Genomic DNA, 20011 nt, shown 5'->3' on the forward strand with positions numbered 1-20011 from the left:
TTGTACAACTTTTAATACATGACAGTTTGACGTTCCAATGAGAAGAAAATGGTTAAAGGGGGCACTTTGGGTGTTGCTCACCCCTATTGTCCTATTTGTAATATTGATGATATTGCTGTATGTGCCTCCGGTACAGAATTTTATACGGAAGCAGGCTACGGCAATCGCATCGGACGCTACGGGCATGAATATCTCCGTAGAACGAATAGACCTTCGTTTTCCTTTGAACCTGCTTGTGCGTGGCGTACAGGTGGTGCAGTCAGAGGCGGATGCCGCTGATGTCCAACATCCCGATACTTTGCTGAACCTCGGAAGCCTGAATGTCAGCGTACAGGCATGGCCTTTATTGCAAGGTAGGGTAGAGGTGAACGCCATAACCTTGCAACAGGTTGCCGTAAATTCTTCCAATCTGCTGGAAGGAATGCACATCAAGGGGACACTCGGGCGGTTCTTCCTTGAAAGCCATGGCATCGACCTGAAAAAAGAGGATGCCATACTGAACAATGTGGAATTGAGCAATACCCATATGCAGGTAATGCTTGCCGATACTACCGAGACTCCGAAAGATTCTACTGAGACCGCTGTCAACTGGCGGATAGCGCTGCATAACCTGAAGCTGAAAAATGTTTCGGTAGATTTGCAGATGCCACTCGACTCTATGGCGTTGGGAGCCAATATCGGAGATGCAAGCATCGAGGATGCGAATGTCGACCTCAAACGCCAGTTCTATGGTTGGCGGCGGTTTACGCTTACGGAATCCGCTGTGAATTATGATTCGGGCATGGCTGCTCCCGTTGAGGGTTTCGACGCTTCGCATATCGCATTGCGCGATATTCGTATCGGCATTGATTCAGTGATGGCTTGCGGTCGTGACATGAACGCAATTATTCGTGAGTTTTCCATGTACGACCGTTCCGGACTGACTGTGACTTCGTTGACCGGGCGCCTGTTTGCCGATTCAACCCTTATCCGTATCCCTTATCTGCAACTCAAAACCCCGCACAGCGATATGGACCTGACGGCGCAGACCTATTGGAAACTGGTAGATATCCCCACTACCGGACATCTGTCGGCCCGCTTCAATGCCAATATCGGTAAGCAGGATGTGCTGCTTTTTGCCGGCGGGTTACCCGAAACTTTTAAGGAAGCTTATCCTTTCCGACCGTTGGTGATCCATGCCGGTACGGAGGGTAATTTGAAGCAGATGCAGATCTCCCGCTTTACGGCTGAATTGCCCGGTGCCTTCTTTTTGAGTGGAGGCGGTGAGTTGTGGAACCTTACGGACAGCTTGACACGCAACGGGGGACTTGACTTTGAAATGCAGACGCAGGACCTCAATTTCCTTACCGGACTCACCGGAGTAACTCCCGACGGCTCTATCATTGTGCCCGACAGTATGAATCTTGTGGCACGTCTCGGTCTCGACGGACCGCAATGCAATGCAATCCTGAAAATCAAAGAAGGAGAGGGTAGTCTGGGTTTGGATGCTGCCTACAACTTGAACACAGAGGTCTACCACGCCGACCTTGCCATAGATGCTTTGCAACTTCATCATTTTTTGCCCAAGGATTCTATCTATACGCTTACAGCCCGCGTTACCGCTAAAGGGCAGGGAGTGGATGTGGCTTCACATAAAACCATCGCCCGCGTAGAAGCCAAGCTGGATGAATTGCAATATGCCCGCTGGAATATTTCGGGCGTAGATTTGGATGCGGGCTTAAAGTCGTCGGTAGCGTCTGTGCATCTGACGAGTGATAATGCATTGTTGAAAATGCAGACCGAGGCTGATATGCGGCTTGACCGTAAATATATGGACGGTAAGTTGAATGTGAATGTAGAAGAGCTGGATTTATACAAACTGGGAGTTGCTCCCAAACCTTTGGAGCATCCGTTTGCGTTTAGTCTGGGTGCGGAGGCACGCCACGACTCCATTAAGTTGCAAATGGATGCCGGCGATATGAACCTTCAGTTCCGGGCCCGCAGCACTTTGAAGGAGTTGCTGGAGCAGTCGGATGAGTTTGTTGCCATTCTTACGAAGCAGATAGAGGATAGCAGGCTGGATCATGCGGCTTTGCGGCGGGTGCTTCCTTCGGCTGGCATGCAGCTGACGGCAGGACAGGCCAATCCTGTCAGCTACTTCTTGAAGACAAAAGATATAACATTCAATGACTTCATCCTTCGTTTCGGCTCTACACCGACGCGGGGCATCAATGGGCGGACGGCTGTTCATGGCTTACGGGTGGACTCGTTGCAACTCGATACAATCTTCTTTACAGTGAAGCAGGATACTTCCCGGATGATGTTGCAAAGCGGTGTGATCAACGGACCGAAGAATCCGCAGTTTGTATTCCGCAGTACGTTGACGGGAGAGATCCGGAGTGAGGATGCCGAACTGACTGTGAATTATGTGGACGGAGAGGGGCAGACCGGAGTGCTGTTTGGCGTTAATGCCCGTCCGTTGACGGAGGGACAGGGTAAAGGCAATGGAGTGTTGCTTAACCTGACGCCTGCCGAACCTGTTATTGCGTACCGTAAATTCCATTTTGTGGATAATAGCAACTGGGTCTATCTGCATAAGAATATGCGTGTCTACGCCAATATCGATATGGATAGCGACAACGGTTTGGGCTTCCGTATGCAATCGGACAGGAATGATAGTGTCTCATTACAGAATATGAATGTGGAACTCAGCCGCCTGCAGTTGGGTGAGTTGAGTGAGGTGCTTCCTTATATGCCCCGGCTGACCGGCTTGTTCTCTGCCGAAGCGCAGTACATACAGACGCCTACTTCTTTGCAGGTTTCTGCCGAAGCCAACATTGATGAACTGACGTACGAACGCCAGCATGTAGGAGACGTCGGTATGGGTGCTACGTGGCTTCCGGGAGACAAGGGGGCTACACATTATTTAAATACTTATTTCAGTTATGACAATCAGGAGGTGTTGGTGGCGGACGGTATGCTGACGCAAAAGAATGGTAGAGACACACTGGAGGTAACTACTACTTTTGAACACTTCCCTATGAAGATAGCCAATGCCTTTATTCCGGATCAGATGGTGTCTTTCACCGGTGACATTGACGGTGGAGTGCATATCTACGGACCGTTGGAGAAACCTAAGATGGACGGGGATGTTACGTTGGACAGTGTGTCGGTATATGCTCGTCAGGCGGGGGCGCGTTATTGGTTTGACGACCGTCCTGTACAGGTTAAGGACAACCAACTGATATTTGATAAGTTTGCTATCTACACTACCAGTAAGAATCCGTTTACCATTGACGGTAAGGTGGACTTCCGCAACTTGGAACGTCCTACGGCAAACCTGAAGTTGCTGGCAGAGAATTATACATTGCTGGATGCGCCGCGTACCCGCGAAAGCCTGATCTACGGTAAGGTGTTTGTCGACTTGAATGCTACGGTTCGAGGACCTTTGGATGCTTTGACCATGCGTGGAAATATGAATCTGCTGGGAAATACGGATGTTACCTATGTGCTGACAGACTCACCGTTGACGGTGGAAGACCGTCTTGAAGGGCTGGTTACTTTTACTTCCTTTGCGGATACGGCTTCGGTGAGTGCCGATGAGGTTCCTGCTATGTCTTTGGGCGGTATGGATATGATTATGTCCGTACACATTGACAATGCCGTACGTCTGCGTGCCGATTTGAGTCCTGACCGTAGTAAGTTTATAGAACTGGAGGGTGGTGGAGACCTGAATATGCAATATACTCCGCAGGGTGATATAAGTCTTACGGGACGTTATACGCTTTCGGGGGGAATCATGAAATATTCGCTTCCGGTCATTCCGTTGAAAGAGTTCCAGATTAATAACGGAAGCTATGTGGACTGGCGCGGTGATCCGATGAATCCTACACTGAACCTCAAAGCGACGGAACGTATGCGTGCTTCGGTTGCCGACGGCAATGACGGCGGGTCACGCGTGGTGAACTTTGACGTGTCCATAGCCATAAAGAACAGGCTTGATGCTCCCGAACTGATCTTCGATATAACAGCTCCGGATGATGCCACAGTTGAAAACGAATTGCAGGCTATGGGAGCTGAAGAACGCAGTAAGCAGGCCATTGCCATGTTGGCAACGGGCGTTTATATGAATAGTGGTGTCAAAGGTGGCGGATTGTCTATGGGTAGTGCCTTGAACAGTGTTATCCAGAGTCAGATTAACTCATTGGCGGGTTCTGCTTTTCAAAGTATCAATGCAAGTTTCACCATGGGTATGGAAGACCGTACAGCGGCCGAAACCGGTGATAAACAGACCGATTATAGTTTCCGCTATTCACAACGCCTCTTCAACGATCGCGTACAGATTGTTATCGGAGGTAAGGTGACGACCGGTGCCAATGCCACGAACGATGCGGAATCATTCATCGATAATATCTCACTGGAGTATAGGTTGGACACGTCCGGTACGCGTTATGTCCGGGTGTTCTATGACAAAAACTACGAGAGTGTACTCGATGGAGAAATAACGGAAACAGGAGTCGGCCTTGTACTTCGCCGTAAGATGGACCGCCTGGGTGAACTTTTCATCTTCAAGAAAAAGAAGAAACAAACTGTAGAATGATATGAAACGACTGATATTATATATAGCAGGTGTCCTATTTTTGGCAGGATGTTCCACGACCAAGCATCTGCCGGAAGGCGAAATCCTGTATACGGGACAAAAAACGATGATTGTTGAAAACCGCAGCACCACTCCGGTAGGTGAAATTGCGATGGAAGAGGTTGAAGCTGCGCTTGCCACTGCCCCCAACAATTCTTTGCTGGGCAGTTCCAGTATTCGTATACCTTTCCCCATGGGACTGTGGATATACAATGGATTTGTGAAATATGAGAAAGGCTTTGGCAGGTGGATATTCAACCGTTTTGCCGCAAAACCGGTATTGATGTCGTCCGTAAATCCTGATATCCGACAGAAAGCAGCCGCCAATTTGTTACGGGATTACGGTTACTTTAACGGTACGGTGAGCTATAAAACATTCCTGAATCCTAAGGACTCATTAAAGGCGAAGATACAATATACGGTGGATATGCGTAATCCCTATTTCATTGATACGGTTTACTATCATGGTTTCAGTAAACGGACTTTGCAAATCATGAATATGAGCCGCCGCCGTTCGCTCATCAGTCCGGGCGAACAGTTTAATGTGACCGATCTTGACGGAGAACGTACCCGCATCAGTACCTTGTTGCGCAATGTGGGATGCTATTATTTCCGTCCCGACTATCTGACCTATCAGGCAGATACGACTCTGGTGCCCGGCGGACATGTCACTATGCGCATGGTGCCTGCTCCCGGTATGCCTGCGGTTGCCGAAAAGCCGTTTTATGTAGGTAAAAGGGCCTTCTATCTTTATGGAAAGCAAGGGCAGGCTCCTAATGACAGTATGGATTATAAGGGGTTGCGTATTTATTATCACGACAAGCTGAGGGTGCGTCCCAACATGGTTTACAGGTGGCTGAACTACCAAGCGTACCGTCAGAAGCGTCAGGTACAGGACAGTACCGGTATTTCCCGCAAGCGTTCCATGCAGAACCTGTATAGTTTGTATCGTCAGACTCGTGTGCAGGAGCGTTTGAATAATGTGGGCATCTTCCGCTATCTTGAAATGCAGTATACTCCGCGCGACACGACATTTGTGTGTGATACGCTGGATGTGAATATTCATGCGGCTCTCGACAAACCTTATGATGCCGAGCTGGATTTCAATGTGAAGATGAAAAGTAATAACCAAACAGGTCCGGGAGCTTCGTTCACTGTAACGAAGAACAATGTGTTTGGCGGCGGCGAAGCGTGGAATGTTAAGCTGGATGATTCGTATGAATGGCAGACGGGTAAAGACCGTTCTTCGGCAATGAACAGCTATGAGATGGGATTGTCTACTTCTCTTATGTTTCCGCGTGTGGTCTTTCCTCGCTTTGGTGATAAGGAGTATGACTTTCCGGCAACTACTACGTTTAAATTGTATGTCGACCAGTTGAATCGGGCCAAGTACTATAAACTGCTGGCGTTTGGAGGAAACGCTACTTATGATTTTCAGCCGAAGCGTACGAGCAAGCATAGTTTCACTCCGTTCAAACTGACGTTTAATGTGCTTCGTAACCCTACGGAGGCTTTTAAGGAGTTGCAGGCGGAAAATCCGGCGCTTTATGTCAGTCTGCGCGACCAGTTTATTCCCGTTATAGAATATATGTACACGTATGATAACGCTCCTTTATCGCACGTACGAAATCCTATCTGGTGGCAGACCACCGTAAGTTCGGCCGGTAACCTTACTTCGTGTATTTACCGCATTTTCGGAAAGCCCTTCAGCGAGCAGGACAAGAAACTGATGGGCGTTCCTTTTGCACAGTTCTTAAAGGTAAACAGTGAGTTCCGCTATCATTACAAGATTGATAAGAACCAGCTGATTGCTTCGCGTATAGCCGGTGGGGTGATATGGTCCTACGGAAATGCGTTGGCGGCTCCTTATACCGAACAGTTTTATATTGGGGGTGCTAACAGTGTGCGTGCTTTTTCTGCCCGCAACATAGGTCCGGGAGGATATGCGCCGGATAAAGAGAGTAAATATTCTTTCATCAATCATGTGGGTGATATACGTCTGGAGGCTAATCTGGAGTACCGTTTCCGCATTATCGGCGATTTGCATGGAGCGGTGTTCTTGGATGCGGGCAATGTGTGGTTGATGCGTAAAGATGATTCACGTCCTAACGGCGAATTCTCTTTGAAGAATTTTGCCAAGCAGATAGCTTTGGGCACCGGCGCTGGCTTGCGTTATGATATGGATTTCTTGGTTTTCCGTCTGGATTGCGGAGTGGGATTGCACGACCCGTACGAAACGGGAAAGTCGGGATACTACAATATTCCGAAGTTCAAAGACAGCTTGGCGTTGCATTTTGCTATCGGTTACCCGTTCTGATAAGATGTATCGGCTCAAAATGTGAGCTGGGAGTGAAAGTATAGGTTAATAAGGTGGGGTTTTGGACGATTCTTGTAAAGAATGGACTAAAATACCCCCCAACTGATATAAATTTTACTACTTTTGCACCTGTTATCAACCATGATACACTAACCTTTTTTTAATAATAACTGATATGAAACCAACTTTATTTTTATTAGCGGCCGGTATGGGTAGCCGTTATGGTGGCTTAAAGCAATTGGACGGACTGGGCCCAAATGGCGAAACTATTATGGATTATTCAATTTACGATGCTATTAATGCCGGATTCGGTAAGCTCGTTTTTGTTATCCGTAAAGACTTTGAACAGGATTTTCGAGATAAAATCATTTCTAAATACGAAGGGCATATTCCTTGCGAGTTGGTTTTTCAGGGATTAGATGCGCTCCCCGAAGGCTTTACCTGCCCGGCAGACCGTACCAAACCTTGGGGTACTAATCATGCTGTAATGATGGGGGCGGATGTGATAAAGGAACCGTTTGCCGTTATCAATTGCGATGACTTCTATGGGCGTGATTCTTTTCAGGTAATGGGAAAGTTCCTGTCTGCACTTCCTGAGGGTTCTAAGAATGTATATTCAATGGTCGGTTTCCGCATCGGAAACACATTAAGCGAAAGCGGCACTGTGTCACGCGGGCTTTGCGGTACGGATGAGAACAACTTGCTGACCTCTGTTGTAGAGCGCACCAAGATTCAGCGTATGGACGGTGAAGTGAAGTATATCGATGATAATGGCGAGTGGACTGCTACTCCTGATACTACTCCGGTGAGCATGAACTTCTGGGGATTCACTCCCGATTATTTTGCTTACAGCGAGGAGTTCTTCAAAACGTTCCTTAGCGATCCGAAGAACATGGAGAATCTGAAGAGCGAGTTCTTTATTCCGTTGATGGTGGATAAACTGATTAATGATGGTGTGGCAACTTGCGAGGTGCTCGATACTACCAGCAAGTGGTTCGGCGTCACTTATCCGGAAGACCGTCAGAGTGTGGTTGATAAGATTCAGGCATTGGTAGACGCCGGAGAATATCCTGCCAAACTTTTCTAAAGCTGTGTGATTATTCCCTGTTGTTCGGTTATTGCCGGACAGTAGGTGATAAAAATAAAGAGGGGACTGTCTCTGTAAGGGGATAGTCCCCTCTCTTGTATACTGCTTTGATAACCAAAAACTTGCATGTACCGAGTAATTCCACCGTTTGGTACGGCTTGTACCTTACTAAGGTACGGTCTGTACCATGGCAAGGTACAAGCTGTACCATAGTGAGATATAAGCCGTACCAAGGCAAGGTACAAAAAGGCACGCCCCAATTTATATCCTTTTCCTTATTATATACTACTGAAAATCGCTACCTTTGCAGTCTTGAAACGATAAATTCATTGACACTATGATATCCGTAGAAGGACTGAAGGTGGAGTTTAATGCTACCGCTCTGTTCGAAGACGTTTCTTACGTCATCAATAAGAAAGACCGCATCGCCCTTGTAGGCAAGAATGGTGCGGGCAAATCTACCATGCTCAAGATATTGGCAGGCTTGCAACAGCCTACCGCCGGAGTTGTTGCCGTTCCACGCGAATGTACTATCGGGTATTTACCCCAGGTAATGGTACTCAGTGACGAACGCACCGTTATGCAGGAAGCTGAGTTGGCTTTTGAGCATATCTTTGAAATGCAGGCCGACATCGAGCGAATGAACCAACAGCTTGCCGAACGTACCGATTATGATAGCGAAGAGTATCAGAAACTGATTGATCGTTTTACTCATGAGAATGAACGTTTCCTGATGATGGGGGGGACAAACTATCGTGCTGAAATAGAACGTACCCTTCAGGGATTGGGATTCAGTCGTGAGGACTTCGACCGTTCTACGAGCGAATTTTCCGGAGGCTGGCGTATGCGTATCGAACTTGCCAAGTTATTGCTGCGCCGTCCGGATGTACTGTTGCTGGACGAGCCAACGAACCACCTTGATATAGAGAGCATCCAGTGGCTGGAGAATTTTCTTTCCACTCGTGCCAATGCAGTGGTGCTTGTCAGCCACGACCGGGCTTTTCTGAACAATGTCACTACCCGCACTATCGAAATAACCTGCGGACGCATATACGATTATAAAGTGAAGTATGATGAGTTTGTGGTGCTCCGCAAGGAACGTCGCGAACAGCAGCTTCGTGCTTATGAAAACCAGCAGAAACAGATACAGGATACGGAAGATTTTATCGAGCGTTTCCGTTATAAGGCCACTAAAGCTGTGCAAGTGCAGAGCCGCATCAAACAGCTCGAAAAGATAGAACGCATTGAGGTGGATGAGGAAGATAATTCTTCTTTACGGTTGAAATTTGTTTGCAGTAGCCGTAGTGGGAGTTACCCTGTTATTTGTGAGGATGTGGCCAAAGCCTATGGAAGCCATGTTATCTTCCATGATGTTAATCTTACTATTAACCGCGGCGAAAAGGTCGCTTTCGTTGGTAAGAACGGTGAAGGTAAGTCCACGCTTGTGAAGTGCATTATGGATGAGATTACGGATTATACCGGCAAGCTGACTTTGGGGCACAATGTGCAAATCGGCTATTTTGCACAGAACCAGGCACAATTGCTGGATGAAAACCGGACTGTCTTCGATACGATTGATCGTGTGGCAGTAGGAGATATCCGGCTGAAGATACGGGATATATTGGGAGCGTTCATGTTTGGCGGAGAGGCTTCGGACAAGAAGGTGAAAGTGCTTTCCGGAGGAGAACGCACCCGTCTTGCCATGATTAAGCTCCTGCTGGAACCGGTGAATTTCCTGATTCTTGATGAGCCTACGAATCATCTTGATATGCGTTCAAAGGACGTTTTGAAAGAAGCAATCCGGGATTTTGACGGTACAGTGATAATTGTCAGTCATGATCGTGACTTTTTGGATGGTCTTGCGACTAAAGTATATGAGTTCGGTGGCGGACTGGTGAAAGAGCATCTTGGAGGTATCTATGATTTCTTGCAGAAAAAGCAGATAGAGAACCTGAACGATTTGCAGAAATCTCCTTCATTGTCATCTTCACCTGCTGTGGGAAAAACGGTAGCCGGCAGCAACGCCGGAGCGGCGGCAAGCCAAACTTCTGCCGCCAAACTCTCTTATGAGGAACAAAAGGAACTCAATAAGAAACTCAAAAAGCTGGAACGTCGTGTGGCGGATTGTGAAGCAGAGATAGAACAGACAGAGTCGGCTATCTCTATCCTTGAAACCAAAATGGCTACACCGGAAGGTGCTTCGGACATGGCGCTTTATGAGCAGCACCAAAAGTTGAAAGCGCAATTGGACAATGTGATGGAAGAATGGGATGCCGCTTCCAGTGAGTTAGAGGAGGCAAGAAAATAATCTTATAACATTTATTTATACTAAGTATGAAAGTATTTCATTTTTTACCTATTGCAGCATTCTGCTTAATGACGGGTGCTTGCAGCACAGGCAAGAAACAGGCTGAACTGACAGCCGGTATTCAGCTTGCCAATCTTGACACAACGGCTTTGCCCGGAACTGACTTTTACCAATATGCCTGCGGCGGTTGGATGAAGAACAATCCGATTCCGGCCGAATACTCACAGTATGGTTCTTTCACCATTCTTGCGGAAAACAACCGTAAGCAGATTCAGGGGCTTATCGAAGAATTGGCCGCTACTCAGCATGAGCCGGGGAGCGTAGCGCAGAAAATAGGCGATTTATACAAAATAGTAATGGATAGCGTGAAACTGAACAAGGACGGTGTAGCTCCTATTAAGGCCGAACTTGATCAGCTGGGTGCCTTGAAGGACAAGAAAGAACTCTATGCATTGTTGGGTGAGATGCAGAAAAAAGGCATTGTTGCTTATAATATTCTGTATGTAGGTGCCGATGAAATGAATAGTAGTATGAATGCCGTACAGTCCTATCAGGGCGGTTTAAGTATGGGCGAGCGCGACTATTATCTGGAAAATGATGCGGCTACCGCTAAAATTCGTGATGCTTTCCGCACACACGTACAGAAAATGTATCAACTGGCTGGCTTTGATGAGGCGGCTGCCAAAAAAGGTGTGGAAGTTGTAATGGATGTGGAAACACGCCTTGCCAAAGCATTCCGTTCACGTACGGAGTTGCGCGATCCGCACGCCAATTACAATAAGATGAGTTTGGAAGAGTTGAAGAAGAACTATCCGACTTTCGATTGGGATGCTTATTTGTCGGCAATGGACTTGAGAGATGTGAAAGAAATCATCATAGGTCAGCCTGCTTCTTTGAAGGCTGCTGCTGAAATCCTGGATACTTTGCCTATTGAACAACAGAGCCTCTATTTACAATGGAAATTGATTGATGCTGCCGCAGGTACTTTGAATGATGCCATGGCCGAACAGAATTTCGATTTCTATGAACGTACGATGAGTGGCACGCAAGAGATGCAGCCCCGCTGGAAAAAGGCTGTCGGTACTGTTAGCTCTGCTTTAGGTGAAGCGGTAGGTCAAATGTATGTAGAAAAATATTTCCCTGCTGCAGCTAAGGAACGTATGGTGGATTTAGTGAAGAATCTGCAGGAAAGTTTGGGTGAGCGTATCAAAAACCTCGCTTGGATGGGTGACTCTACCAAAATAAAGGCTTTGGAGAAACTGGCCACTTTCCATGTGAAGATAGGCTATCCCGATCAGTGGAAAGATTACTCTACATTAGAGATTAAAGACGACTCATATTGGGCTAATATGGAGCGTGCCAACGAATGGAGCCATGCGGAAATGGTAGCTAAAGCCGGTAAGCTGGTAGATAAAGATGAATGGCTGATGACTCCGCAAACGGTAAATGCTTATTATAATCCGACGACGAATGAAATCTGTTTTCCTGCCGCTATTCTGCAATATCCGTTCTTTGACATGAATGCGGACGATGCCTTCAATTACGGCGCTATCGGTGTGGTAATCGGCCATGAAATGACGCATGGATTTGACGACCAGGGACGCCAGTATGACAAGGAAGGCAATCTGAAAGACTGGTGGACTGCTGAGGATTCCAAGCGTTTCGATGAACGTGCCCAGGTTATGGTGAATGTGTTCGACAGCATTGAAGTGGCTCCGGGATTATATGGCAATGGACGTATGACTTTGGGTGAGAATATTGCTGACCATGGCGGTTTGCAGGTTTCCTATCAGGCATTCAAGAAGGCTACGGCTGCTAATCCGTTGCCGGTAATGGATGGTTTCACCCCTGAGCAGCGCTTCTTCCTTGCTTATGCAGGCGTATGGGGAAATAATATTCGTCCGGAGGAGGTCCTGAACCGTACCAAGAGTGATGTGCACTCATTGGGCAAATGGCGCGTTAACGGTGCTCTGCCGCAAATAGGAGCTTGGTACGAGGCTTTCAATATTACTGAAAATGACCCGATGTTTGTGCCGGTAGAAAAACGGGTTTCTATTTGGTAATAGAGCTTTTTCTATAAAAAAAATCGGCTCCGCTGAAAGGGTGTTTATGCCTTTTCAGCGGGGCCTTTTTTATACGGTTACGTAAGAGTGCCGGAATTAATAATAAGCCCCTTTTTTAATTATACCTAATTTATTGTATATGAATGTATGTATGAATAAACAAAATTCGTAACTTTGCAAATCAAATAGTAAAATGTACGCATTACTTTAATACGCAAATCCATGTCTGAAACTAAAAGAATCAAAACAGCTCTGGTATCCGTTTACCATAAAGAAGGTTTGGATGAAATCATAACCAAACTGCATGAAGAAGGTGTAGAGTTCCTGTCAACCGGTGGAACACGTCAATTTATTGAGTCTCTGGGTTATCCCTGTAAAGCAGTGGAAGACCTTACTACATACCCTTCCATTTTGGGTGGACGTGTAAAGACCTTGCATCCGAAGATATTTGGAGGTATTCTTTGCCGCCGCGGATTGGAACAGGACATGCAACAAATTGAAAAATATGAAATTCCTGAAATAGACCTTGTAATTGTAGACCTCTATCCGTTTGAGGCAACTGTTGCCAGCGGTGCCGAAGAACCTGCCATTATCGAGAAGATTGATATAGGTGGCATCTCTCTGATTCGTGCTGCCGCCAAGAATTATAACGATGTCGTGATTGTTGCTTCGCAGGCTCAATACCAGCCGCTTCGCGACATGTTGATGGAACATGGCGCTACCACTTCACTCGAAGAGCGTCGCTGGTTTGCCAAAGAGGCTTTTGCTGTATCTTCTCATTATGATTCGGCTATCTTTAACTATTTTGACGGTGAAGCAGGTTCTGCTTTCCGGCAGTCCGCCAATAACCAAAAGACTTTGCGTTATGGCGAAAATCCGCATCAGAAGGGTTATTTCTATGGTAATATTGATGCTATGTTCGACCAGATTCATGGCAAGGAAATTTCTTACAATAATTTGCTCGACATCAACGCTGCCGTTGATTTGATTGACGAATTTACGGATACCACTTTTGCTATTCTGAAACACAATAACGCTTGTGGTCTGGCTTCACGTCCTACTGTATTGGAAGCTTGGAACGATGCGCTTGCCGGCGACCCGGTGTCTGCATTCGGTGGTGTACTTATCACCAATGCTGTGATTGATAAGGCTGCAGCTGAAGAAATCAATAAGATATTCTTTGAAGTTATCATTGCGCCCGATTATGATGTGGATGCATTGGAAATCCTCGGTCAGAAGAAGAACCGCATTATTCTGGTCCGTAAGCAGGCGGCTCTCCCCAAGAAGCAGTTCCGTTCTTTGCTGAATGGTGTTCTGGTACAAGATCGTGATTTGAAAGTGGAGACTCCTGAAGACTTGAAGACGGTAACGACTAAAGCTCCGACTGCGCAAGAAATCGAAGATATGCTTTTTGCAAATAAGATTGTGAAGAACAGCAAGTCTAATGCTATTGTGTTGGCAAAAAATAAGCAGTTGTTGGCAAGTGGTGTAGGGCAGACAAGTCGTGTGGATGCCTTGAAACAGGCCATTGAAAAGGCTAAGAACTTTGGCTTTGATTTGAATGGAGCTGTAATGGCAAGTGATGCTTTCTTCCCCTTCCCCGATTGCGTAGAGATTGCAGGTAATGAAGGTGTTAAGGCCGTAATTCAGCCGGGTGGAAGCATCAAGGACGAACTTTCATTCGATTATTGCAATGAACATGGCATCGCAATGGTGACAACAGGGTTCCGGCATTTTAAACACTAATATTAATGATGAATGAAGAACTAAGAGTGAAGAATTGGCTGCGCTTGCTTGCGTTGGTATTCTGCATAGTATTCTTAATTTTTCATTCCTAATTTTTCATTTAAGAAATATGGGATTATTCTCTTTTACACAAGAAATAGCGATGGACCTTGGCACTGCCAATACTATCATTACCACAAATGGCAAGATAGTAGTGGACGAACCCTCGGTGGTTGCTTTGGACCGTCGTACAGACAAGATGATTGCTGTGGGTGAAAAGGCAAAGATGATGCACGAAAAGACCCACGAAAACATACGCACTATCCGTCCGCTTCGTGACGGTGTAATTGCCGATTTCTATGCTTGCGAGCAGATGATACGCGGACTTATCAAAATGGTGAACAATCGTAACCGTCTGTTCTCTCCTTCACTTCGCATGGTAATAGGGGTTCCCTCAGGAAGTACGGAAGTGGAGCTTCGTGCGGTGCGCGACTCTGCCGAGCATGCCGGTGGACGTGATGTCTATTTGATATTCGAACCGATGGCGGCAGCTATCGGCATCGGTATTGATGTAGAAGCGCCGGAAGGCAACATGATTGTTGATATAGGTGGTGGCTCTACTGAGATTGCCGTTATTTCATTGGGGGGTATAGTTTCCAATAACTCTATCCGCATTGCCGGTGATGATCTGACTGCTGATATTCAGGAATACATGAGCCGTCAGCATAACGTAAAGGTCAGCGAACGTATGGCAGAACGTATCAAGATTAATGTCGGTGCGGCATTGACCGAACTGGGTGAAGATGCTCCCGAAGATTATATTGTTCATGGTCCGAATCGTATTACGGCACTTCCTATGGAGGTACCCGTATGCTATCAGGAGGTGGCGCATTGCTTGGAGAAATCTATTTCCAAGATTGAGACTGCGATCCTGAGCGCATTGGAGAATACACCACCCGAACTGTATGCCGACATTGTGCACAACGGTATCTATTTGGCAGGTGGCGGTGCGTTGCTTCGCGGATTGGATAAGCGTCTGACCGATAAAATTAACATACCGTTCCACATTGCGGAAGACCCTTTGCATGCCGTTGCCAAAGGCACTGGTATTGCACTGAAGAATGTCGACCGCTTCTCATTCCTGATGAGATAGGCATGCGAAATTTACTGAACTTTCTTATTAAATATAATTACTGGTTCCTCTTTCTGCTGTTAGAGGTTACCAGTTTTGTTTTATTATTCCGCTTCAACCATTATCAGCAGAGTGTATATTTCACTTCTGCCAACGGAGTGGCAGGGAAAGTTTATGAGATTTCAGGGGGGATTAGTTCTTATTTCCATTTGAAATCGGTCAATGAGGATCTGCTTGACCGTAATATGTGGCTGGAACAACGTGTCGCTTTTCTCGAAAAAAGTCTGCAAGAGCGCGGCTTGGATTCTGTGAAGCTGTATAGTGTGGCGCGTCTTGCTCCGGCTGATTATCGTATATACAAGGCGAATGTTATTAAGAACAGTCTGAATAAGGCGGATAATTACATAACGTTGGATCGTGGTTCAGCAGACAGCATTCGTCCGGAGATGGGCGTAGTGGATGCCAACGGAGTGGTGGGCATTGTATATAAGACTTCTCCCCGTTACTCGTTGGTTATTCCATTGTTGAATAGTAAATCGAGCATTAGTTGCAAGATTGTGGGTAGTGACTATTTTGGTTATTTGAAATGGGAAGGCGGGGACTCCCGCTTCGCTTATCTGAAAGATTTACCTCGCCATGCGGAGTTCAATTTGGGGGATACGGTGGTAACCAGCGGTTACTCTACGGTCTTTCCTGAGGGAGTTATGGTAGGGACGGTTGATGATATGTCCGATTCCCATGACGGGCTTTCGTATTTGCTGAAGATAAAGTTAGCTACGGATTTTGGGAAAGTGAGCAATGTGCGTGTCATTTCGCGTAGCGGACAAGAAGAACAGAATATTCTGGAAAAAGAAGAATGATAATCAATTATTTGCATAAGATAGGGTGGTTCATCTGTTTGGTACTGTTGCAGGTACTGATACTGAATAACGTGCATATTGCCGGATATGCCACTCCGTTTTTATATATATACCTGATATTAAAGTTTGAGTCGGATGTGTCCCGTAATACATTGATGTTATGGGCTTTCTTTCTTGGGTTGACGGTGGATGTTTTTTCCGATACTCCGGGAATGAATGCGGCGGCTACTGTATTGCTGGCTTTCTTGCGTCCGATATTCTTACGTCTGTTCGTGCCTCGCGATACGTTGGATACGTTGATTCCCGCAGTTCGCACAATGGGCATCTTCCCTTTCCTAAAATATTTAGTAATTTGTGTCTTGGTGCATCATGGGATGTTGCTTACACTCGAATTCTTTTCCTTTGCCCACATTGGAACACTGCTGTTGAGAATTGTAACAAGTACTTTGTTGACTGTGACCTGTATAATGGCAGTGGAGGGAATACGGAAGAAATAACTTGTAACCGGTAATTGATAGTTGATAATTAAATGAAGGATTATACGCTGGAGAAACGAAAATATGTGATAGGCATGGCGGCTGTGGTCATTGTCCTTATTTACGTTATTCGCCTGTTCGACTTGCAAATCATGACGGATGATTATAAGAAGAATGCGGACAGCAATGCCTTCCTTAATAAAATTCAATATCCTTCGCGTGGGGCTATTTACGATCGTAACGGCAAGCTATTGGTGTTTAATCAGCCGGCATACGATATTACATTTGTGCCTCGTGAAGTGACGCAATTGGATACCCTCGATTTTTGCCATGCATTGAACATCACGCTTGAGCAGTTTCAGAAGCGAATGAAGGATGTGAAAAACCGTTGGATGAATCCTGGCTATTCTAAATATACGCATCAGGTATTTATGACACAGCTTTCGGCAGAAGAGTGTGGTGTGTTTCAGGAGAAGCTGTTCAAGTTTCCCGGTTTCTATATCCAACGGCGCACTATCCGTCAGTATACTTATGATGCCGCAGGGCATGCTTTGGGAGATATAGGAGAGGTGTCAAAGAAAGATATTGAAGCGGATAATTACTATATTCGTGGAGACTATATAGGTAAGCAGGGTATTGAAAAGTCTTATGAAAAGTATCTTCGTGGAGAAAAAGGAGTGGAAATTCTGCTTCGTGATGCTCATGGGCGTATTCAAGGACATTATATGGATGGCAAATTCGACCGTCCTTCTGTCCCCGGCAAGAATCTGACATTAGGTATTGATATTGATTTGCAGAGGTTGGGTGAGCGTCTCTTACAACATAAGATTGGAGCTATCGTAGCTATCGAACCTGCTACGGGAGAGATTCTCTGCATGGTGTCTTCTCCCACCTTCGATCCTCATCTGATGATTGGCCGCCAGCGTGGAAAGAACCATCGGATGTTGCAGAGGGACAGGCGGAAACCTTTGCTGAATCGCGCGATTATGGGAGCGTATCCTCCGGGTTCTACTTTTAAGACTGCGCAGGCATTGACATTCTTGCAAGAAGGTATTATTCATGAAGACTACCCGACTTTTCCTTGTGCGCACGGTTTCAATTATGGAAGTCTGCATGTAGGTTGCCATGGGCATGGCTCTCCTTTGTCGTTGATTCCAGCAATAGCCACTTCGTGTAATTCTTACTTTTGTTGGGGATTGTTCCGCATGTTTAGCGACAAGAAGTATGGTTCTCCGCAAAACGCCATTACGGTGTGGAAAGACCATATGGTTTCACAAGGATTTGGCTATCGTCTCGGCACAGATCTTCCCGGAGAGCAGCGCGGTTTAATTCCTAATGCAAAATTCTATGATAAAGCATACCGGGGTTCTTGGAATGGGCTGACTGTCATCAGTATCTCTATCGGGCAGGGCGAAATCCTTACTACTCCATTGCAGATTGCCAATTTGGGAGCGACCATTGCCAACCGGGGACATTTTATTACTCCACATATTGTCAAGGAGATACAAGATCATGAGTTGGATAGCATCTACCGCACTCCGCGTGTAACTTCGATTGACCGGGAATACTACGACGAGGTTGCGGAGGGTATGCGCGCTGCTGTTACCGGAAGCACAGGCAGTGCAACTTGCCGCATGGTGGGGACTATTTTGCCGGGCGTGGAGGCATGCGGAAAAACCGGTACGGCACAGAACCGCGGTAAGGACCACTCCGTATTTATGGGATTTGCTCCGATGAACAACCCTAAGATTGCAATCGCAGTTTATGTGGAGAATGGCGGTTTCGGTGCAACTTACGGAGTGCCTATCGGCGCTATGATGATGGATCAGTATCTGCATGGCAAGTTATCGCCGGAGAATGAGATACGTGCGGAGGAATTCAGTAATCGCATAATACTGTACGGAGACGAAGAAAGATAGTAAACGGTCGAATATCGAGAGAACAAATGGTAAGAAGAGAGAATATATGGAAATCGTTGGATTGGGTGACAATCGCAATCTACCTGATTCTGATTGTGTTTGGCTGGTTCAGCGTCTGCGGGGCAAGCTATGACTATGGTGATCGTGACTTTCTTGATTTCTCCACTCGTGCCGGTAAACAATTTATGTGGATTGTCTGCTCGTTTGGGTTGGGGTTTGTCTTGCTGATGCTGGAGGATACGCTCTACGATATGTTTTCTTACATTATATATATAGGGCTCATTCTATTGTTGATTATAACTATCTTTATCGCTCCTGACACTAAGGGGTCGCGCTCATGGTTGATTCTGGGACCTGTCAGTCTGCAGCCCGCCGAATTTGCTAAGTTTGCTACGGCGTTGGCGTTGGCTAAGTATATGAGTGCCTATTCATTTACTATGAAAAACTGGAAGAATACATTGATGCTGGCTTTTCTTATTCTTCTGCCGTTGGTACTGATTATACTTCAAAGGGAAACAGGTTCTGCATTGGTGTATACCGCTTTCTTTCTGATGCTTTATCGTGAAGGTATGCCCGGAGTGGTGCTCTTTTCCGGTATTTGCGCTGTGGTATATTTTGTGGTGGGAATCCGTTTTGACCAGGTTCTTATAGCAGATACCCCAACCCCAATCGGAGAGTTTGCCGTATTGTCGATGGTGCTGCTTTTCGCCGGTGGAATGGTATGGGTATATAAAAAGAGGTGGGAGCCGGTTCGTAATATTATCGGTGGTTCTTCTGTGGTATTGCTCATAGCTTATATTATTTCAGAGTATGTCGCCCCTTTCAACCTTGTATGGGTGCAATGGGGATTATGTGTGGTTGTAACGTTTTATTTGTTTTATCTTTCTTTGCGCGAGCGCCATTTGAGTTATCTTCTTATAGGCTTGTTTGCCATAGGCTCGATAGGCTTTCTTTATTCCAGCGATTATTTCTTCAATAAAGTATTGGAACCTCACCAGCAGATCCGCATTAAAGTTGTGTTGGGTATGGAAGAAGATCTGACAGGGGCGGGGTATAACGTAAATCAGTCGAAAATAGCCATTGGGTCAGGCGGCTTGACAGGGAAAGGCTTTCTGAACGGTACGCAAACCAAACTTAAATACGTTCCTGAACAAGATACGGATTTTATCTTCTGTACAGTGGGCGAGGAAGAGGGTTTTATTGGTTCAACGGCCGTTTTGCTTCTGTTCCTGGCACTGATACTTCGTCTGATAGTACTGGCAGAACGGCAACAGTCTGCATTTGGGAGGGTGTACGGATACTCGGTGCTGAGTATTTTTCTGTTTCATCTTTTCATTAATATAGGAATGGTACTTGGGCTGACTCCCGTAATAGGTATCCCTCTGCCTTTCTTTAGTTATGGAGGTTCTTCGTTATGGGGCTTTACGATACTGTTGTTCATATTCCTGCGTATCGATGCGGGAAGAAATAGAAGACTGGTGTAATATCCTCGCAGGGATATGTGAT

At 46.2% G+C, this 20011-nt stretch carries 11 protein-coding genes; all 11 read left to right on the forward strand.

Translation table 11 applies throughout. The annotated features are described in order from the left end of the window. Positions 1 to 37 precede the first annotated feature (37 nt). Positions 38 to 4579 carry a translocation/assembly module TamB domain-containing protein gene (locus NQ546_RS05140; protein WP_004288954.1) on the forward strand — a complete coding sequence of 1514 codons (4542 nt, stop codon included), beginning with the start codon at positions 38 to 40 and terminating at the stop codon, positions 4577 to 4579. 1 nt (position 4580) lies between these two features. Continuing rightward, entirely contained in the window at positions 4581 to 6935 is a 2355-nt protein-coding gene (tamL, locus tag NQ546_RS05145; RefSeq protein WP_004288955.1) for a translocation and assembly module lipoprotein TamL, read from the forward strand. Between the two features lie 175 nt (positions 6936 to 7110). Beyond that, positions 7111 to 8022, forward strand: a complete 912-nt coding sequence (locus tag NQ546_RS05150) for a glycosyltransferase family protein (RefSeq protein WP_004288956.1) — start codon at positions 7111 to 7113, stop codon at positions 8020 to 8022. Positions 8023 to 8359: 337 nt separating this feature from the next. Next, on the forward strand, positions 8360 to 10330 hold the full coding sequence (locus NQ546_RS05155) for an ABC-F family ATP-binding cassette domain-containing protein (RefSeq protein WP_004288957.1): 1971 nt from the start codon (positions 8360 to 8362) through the stop codon (positions 10328 to 10330). A 26-nt stretch (positions 10331 to 10356) separates the two neighbouring features. After that, positions 10357 to 12393: a M13 family metallopeptidase gene (locus NQ546_RS05160; protein WP_004288958.1), complete on the forward strand. Its 2037-nt coding sequence runs from the start codon at positions 10357 to 10359 to the stop codon at positions 12391 to 12393. Positions 12394 to 12615: 222 nt separating this feature from the next. Further along, positions 12616 to 14139: a bifunctional phosphoribosylaminoimidazolecarboxamide formyltransferase/IMP cyclohydrolase gene (gene purH, locus NQ546_RS05165; RefSeq protein ID WP_004288959.1), complete on the forward strand. Its 1524-nt coding sequence runs from the start codon at positions 12616 to 12618 to the stop codon at positions 14137 to 14139. 109 nt (positions 14140 to 14248) lie between these two features. Next, complete coding sequence (locus tag NQ546_RS05170; protein ID WP_004288960.1) at positions 14249 to 15271, forward strand: rod shape-determining protein; 1023 nt, start codon at positions 14249 to 14251, stop codon at positions 15269 to 15271. A gap of 2 nt (positions 15272 to 15273) precedes the next feature. Then, the gene (mreC, locus tag NQ546_RS05175; protein WP_004288961.1) at positions 15274 to 16110 is read left to right on the forward strand and encodes a rod shape-determining protein MreC; all 837 of its coding nucleotides are present in this window, start codon (positions 15274 to 15276) and stop codon (positions 16108 to 16110) included. Further along, a complete protein-coding gene (mreD, locus tag NQ546_RS05180; RefSeq protein ID WP_004288962.1) occupies positions 16107 to 16607 on the forward strand; it encodes a rod shape-determining protein MreD in 501 nt (166 codons plus the stop codon). Before mreC ends, mreD begins: the two co-directional genes overlap by 4 nt. 32 nt (positions 16608 to 16639) lie before the next feature. Then, entirely contained in the window at positions 16640 to 18505 is a 1866-nt protein-coding gene (gene mrdA / locus NQ546_RS05185; RefSeq protein ID WP_004288963.1) for a penicillin-binding protein 2, read from the forward strand. Positions 18506 to 18531: 26 nt separating this feature from the next. Beyond that, positions 18532 to 19989, forward strand: a complete 1458-nt coding sequence (gene rodA / locus NQ546_RS05190; protein ID WP_004288964.1) for a rod shape-determining protein RodA — start codon at positions 18532 to 18534, stop codon at positions 19987 to 19989. Positions 19990 to 20011 lie beyond the last annotated feature (22 nt).

The organism is Bacteroides eggerthii, assembly GCF_025146565.1.
GTDB classification, from domain to species: Bacteria; Bacteroidota; Bacteroidia; order Bacteroidales; family Bacteroidaceae; genus Bacteroides; species Bacteroides eggerthii.

Coding starts and splice junctions, on each gene's coding strand:
- NQ546_RS05140 (WP_004288954.1), top strand. CDS start 38: ATGAGAAGAAAATGGTTAAAGGGGGCACTTTGGGTGTTGCTCACCCCT.
- tamL (WP_004288955.1), top strand. CDS start 4,581: ATGAAACGACTGATATTATATATAGCAGGTGTCCTATTTTTGGCAGGA.
- NQ546_RS05150 (WP_004288956.1), top strand. CDS start 7,111: ATGAAACCAACTTTATTTTTATTAGCGGCCGGTATGGGTAGCCGTTAT.
- NQ546_RS05155 (WP_004288957.1), top strand. CDS start 8,360: ATGATATCCGTAGAAGGACTGAAGGTGGAGTTTAATGCTACCGCTCTG.
- NQ546_RS05160 (WP_004288958.1), top strand. CDS start 10,357: ATGAAAGTATTTCATTTTTTACCTATTGCAGCATTCTGCTTAATGACG.
- purH (WP_004288959.1), top strand. CDS start 12,616: ATGTCTGAAACTAAAAGAATCAAAACAGCTCTGGTATCCGTTTACCAT.
- NQ546_RS05170 (WP_004288960.1), top strand. CDS start 14,249: ATGGGATTATTCTCTTTTACACAAGAAATAGCGATGGACCTTGGCACT.
- mreC (WP_004288961.1), top strand. CDS start 15,274: ATGCGAAATTTACTGAACTTTCTTATTAAATATAATTACTGGTTCCTC.
- mreD (WP_004288962.1), top strand. CDS start 16,107: ATGATAATCAATTATTTGCATAAGATAGGGTGGTTCATCTGTTTGGTA.
- mrdA (WP_004288963.1), top strand. CDS start 16,640: ATGAAGGATTATACGCTGGAGAAACGAAAATATGTGATAGGCATGGCG.
- rodA (WP_004288964.1), top strand. CDS start 18,532: ATGGTAAGAAGAGAGAATATATGGAAATCGTTGGATTGGGTGACAATC.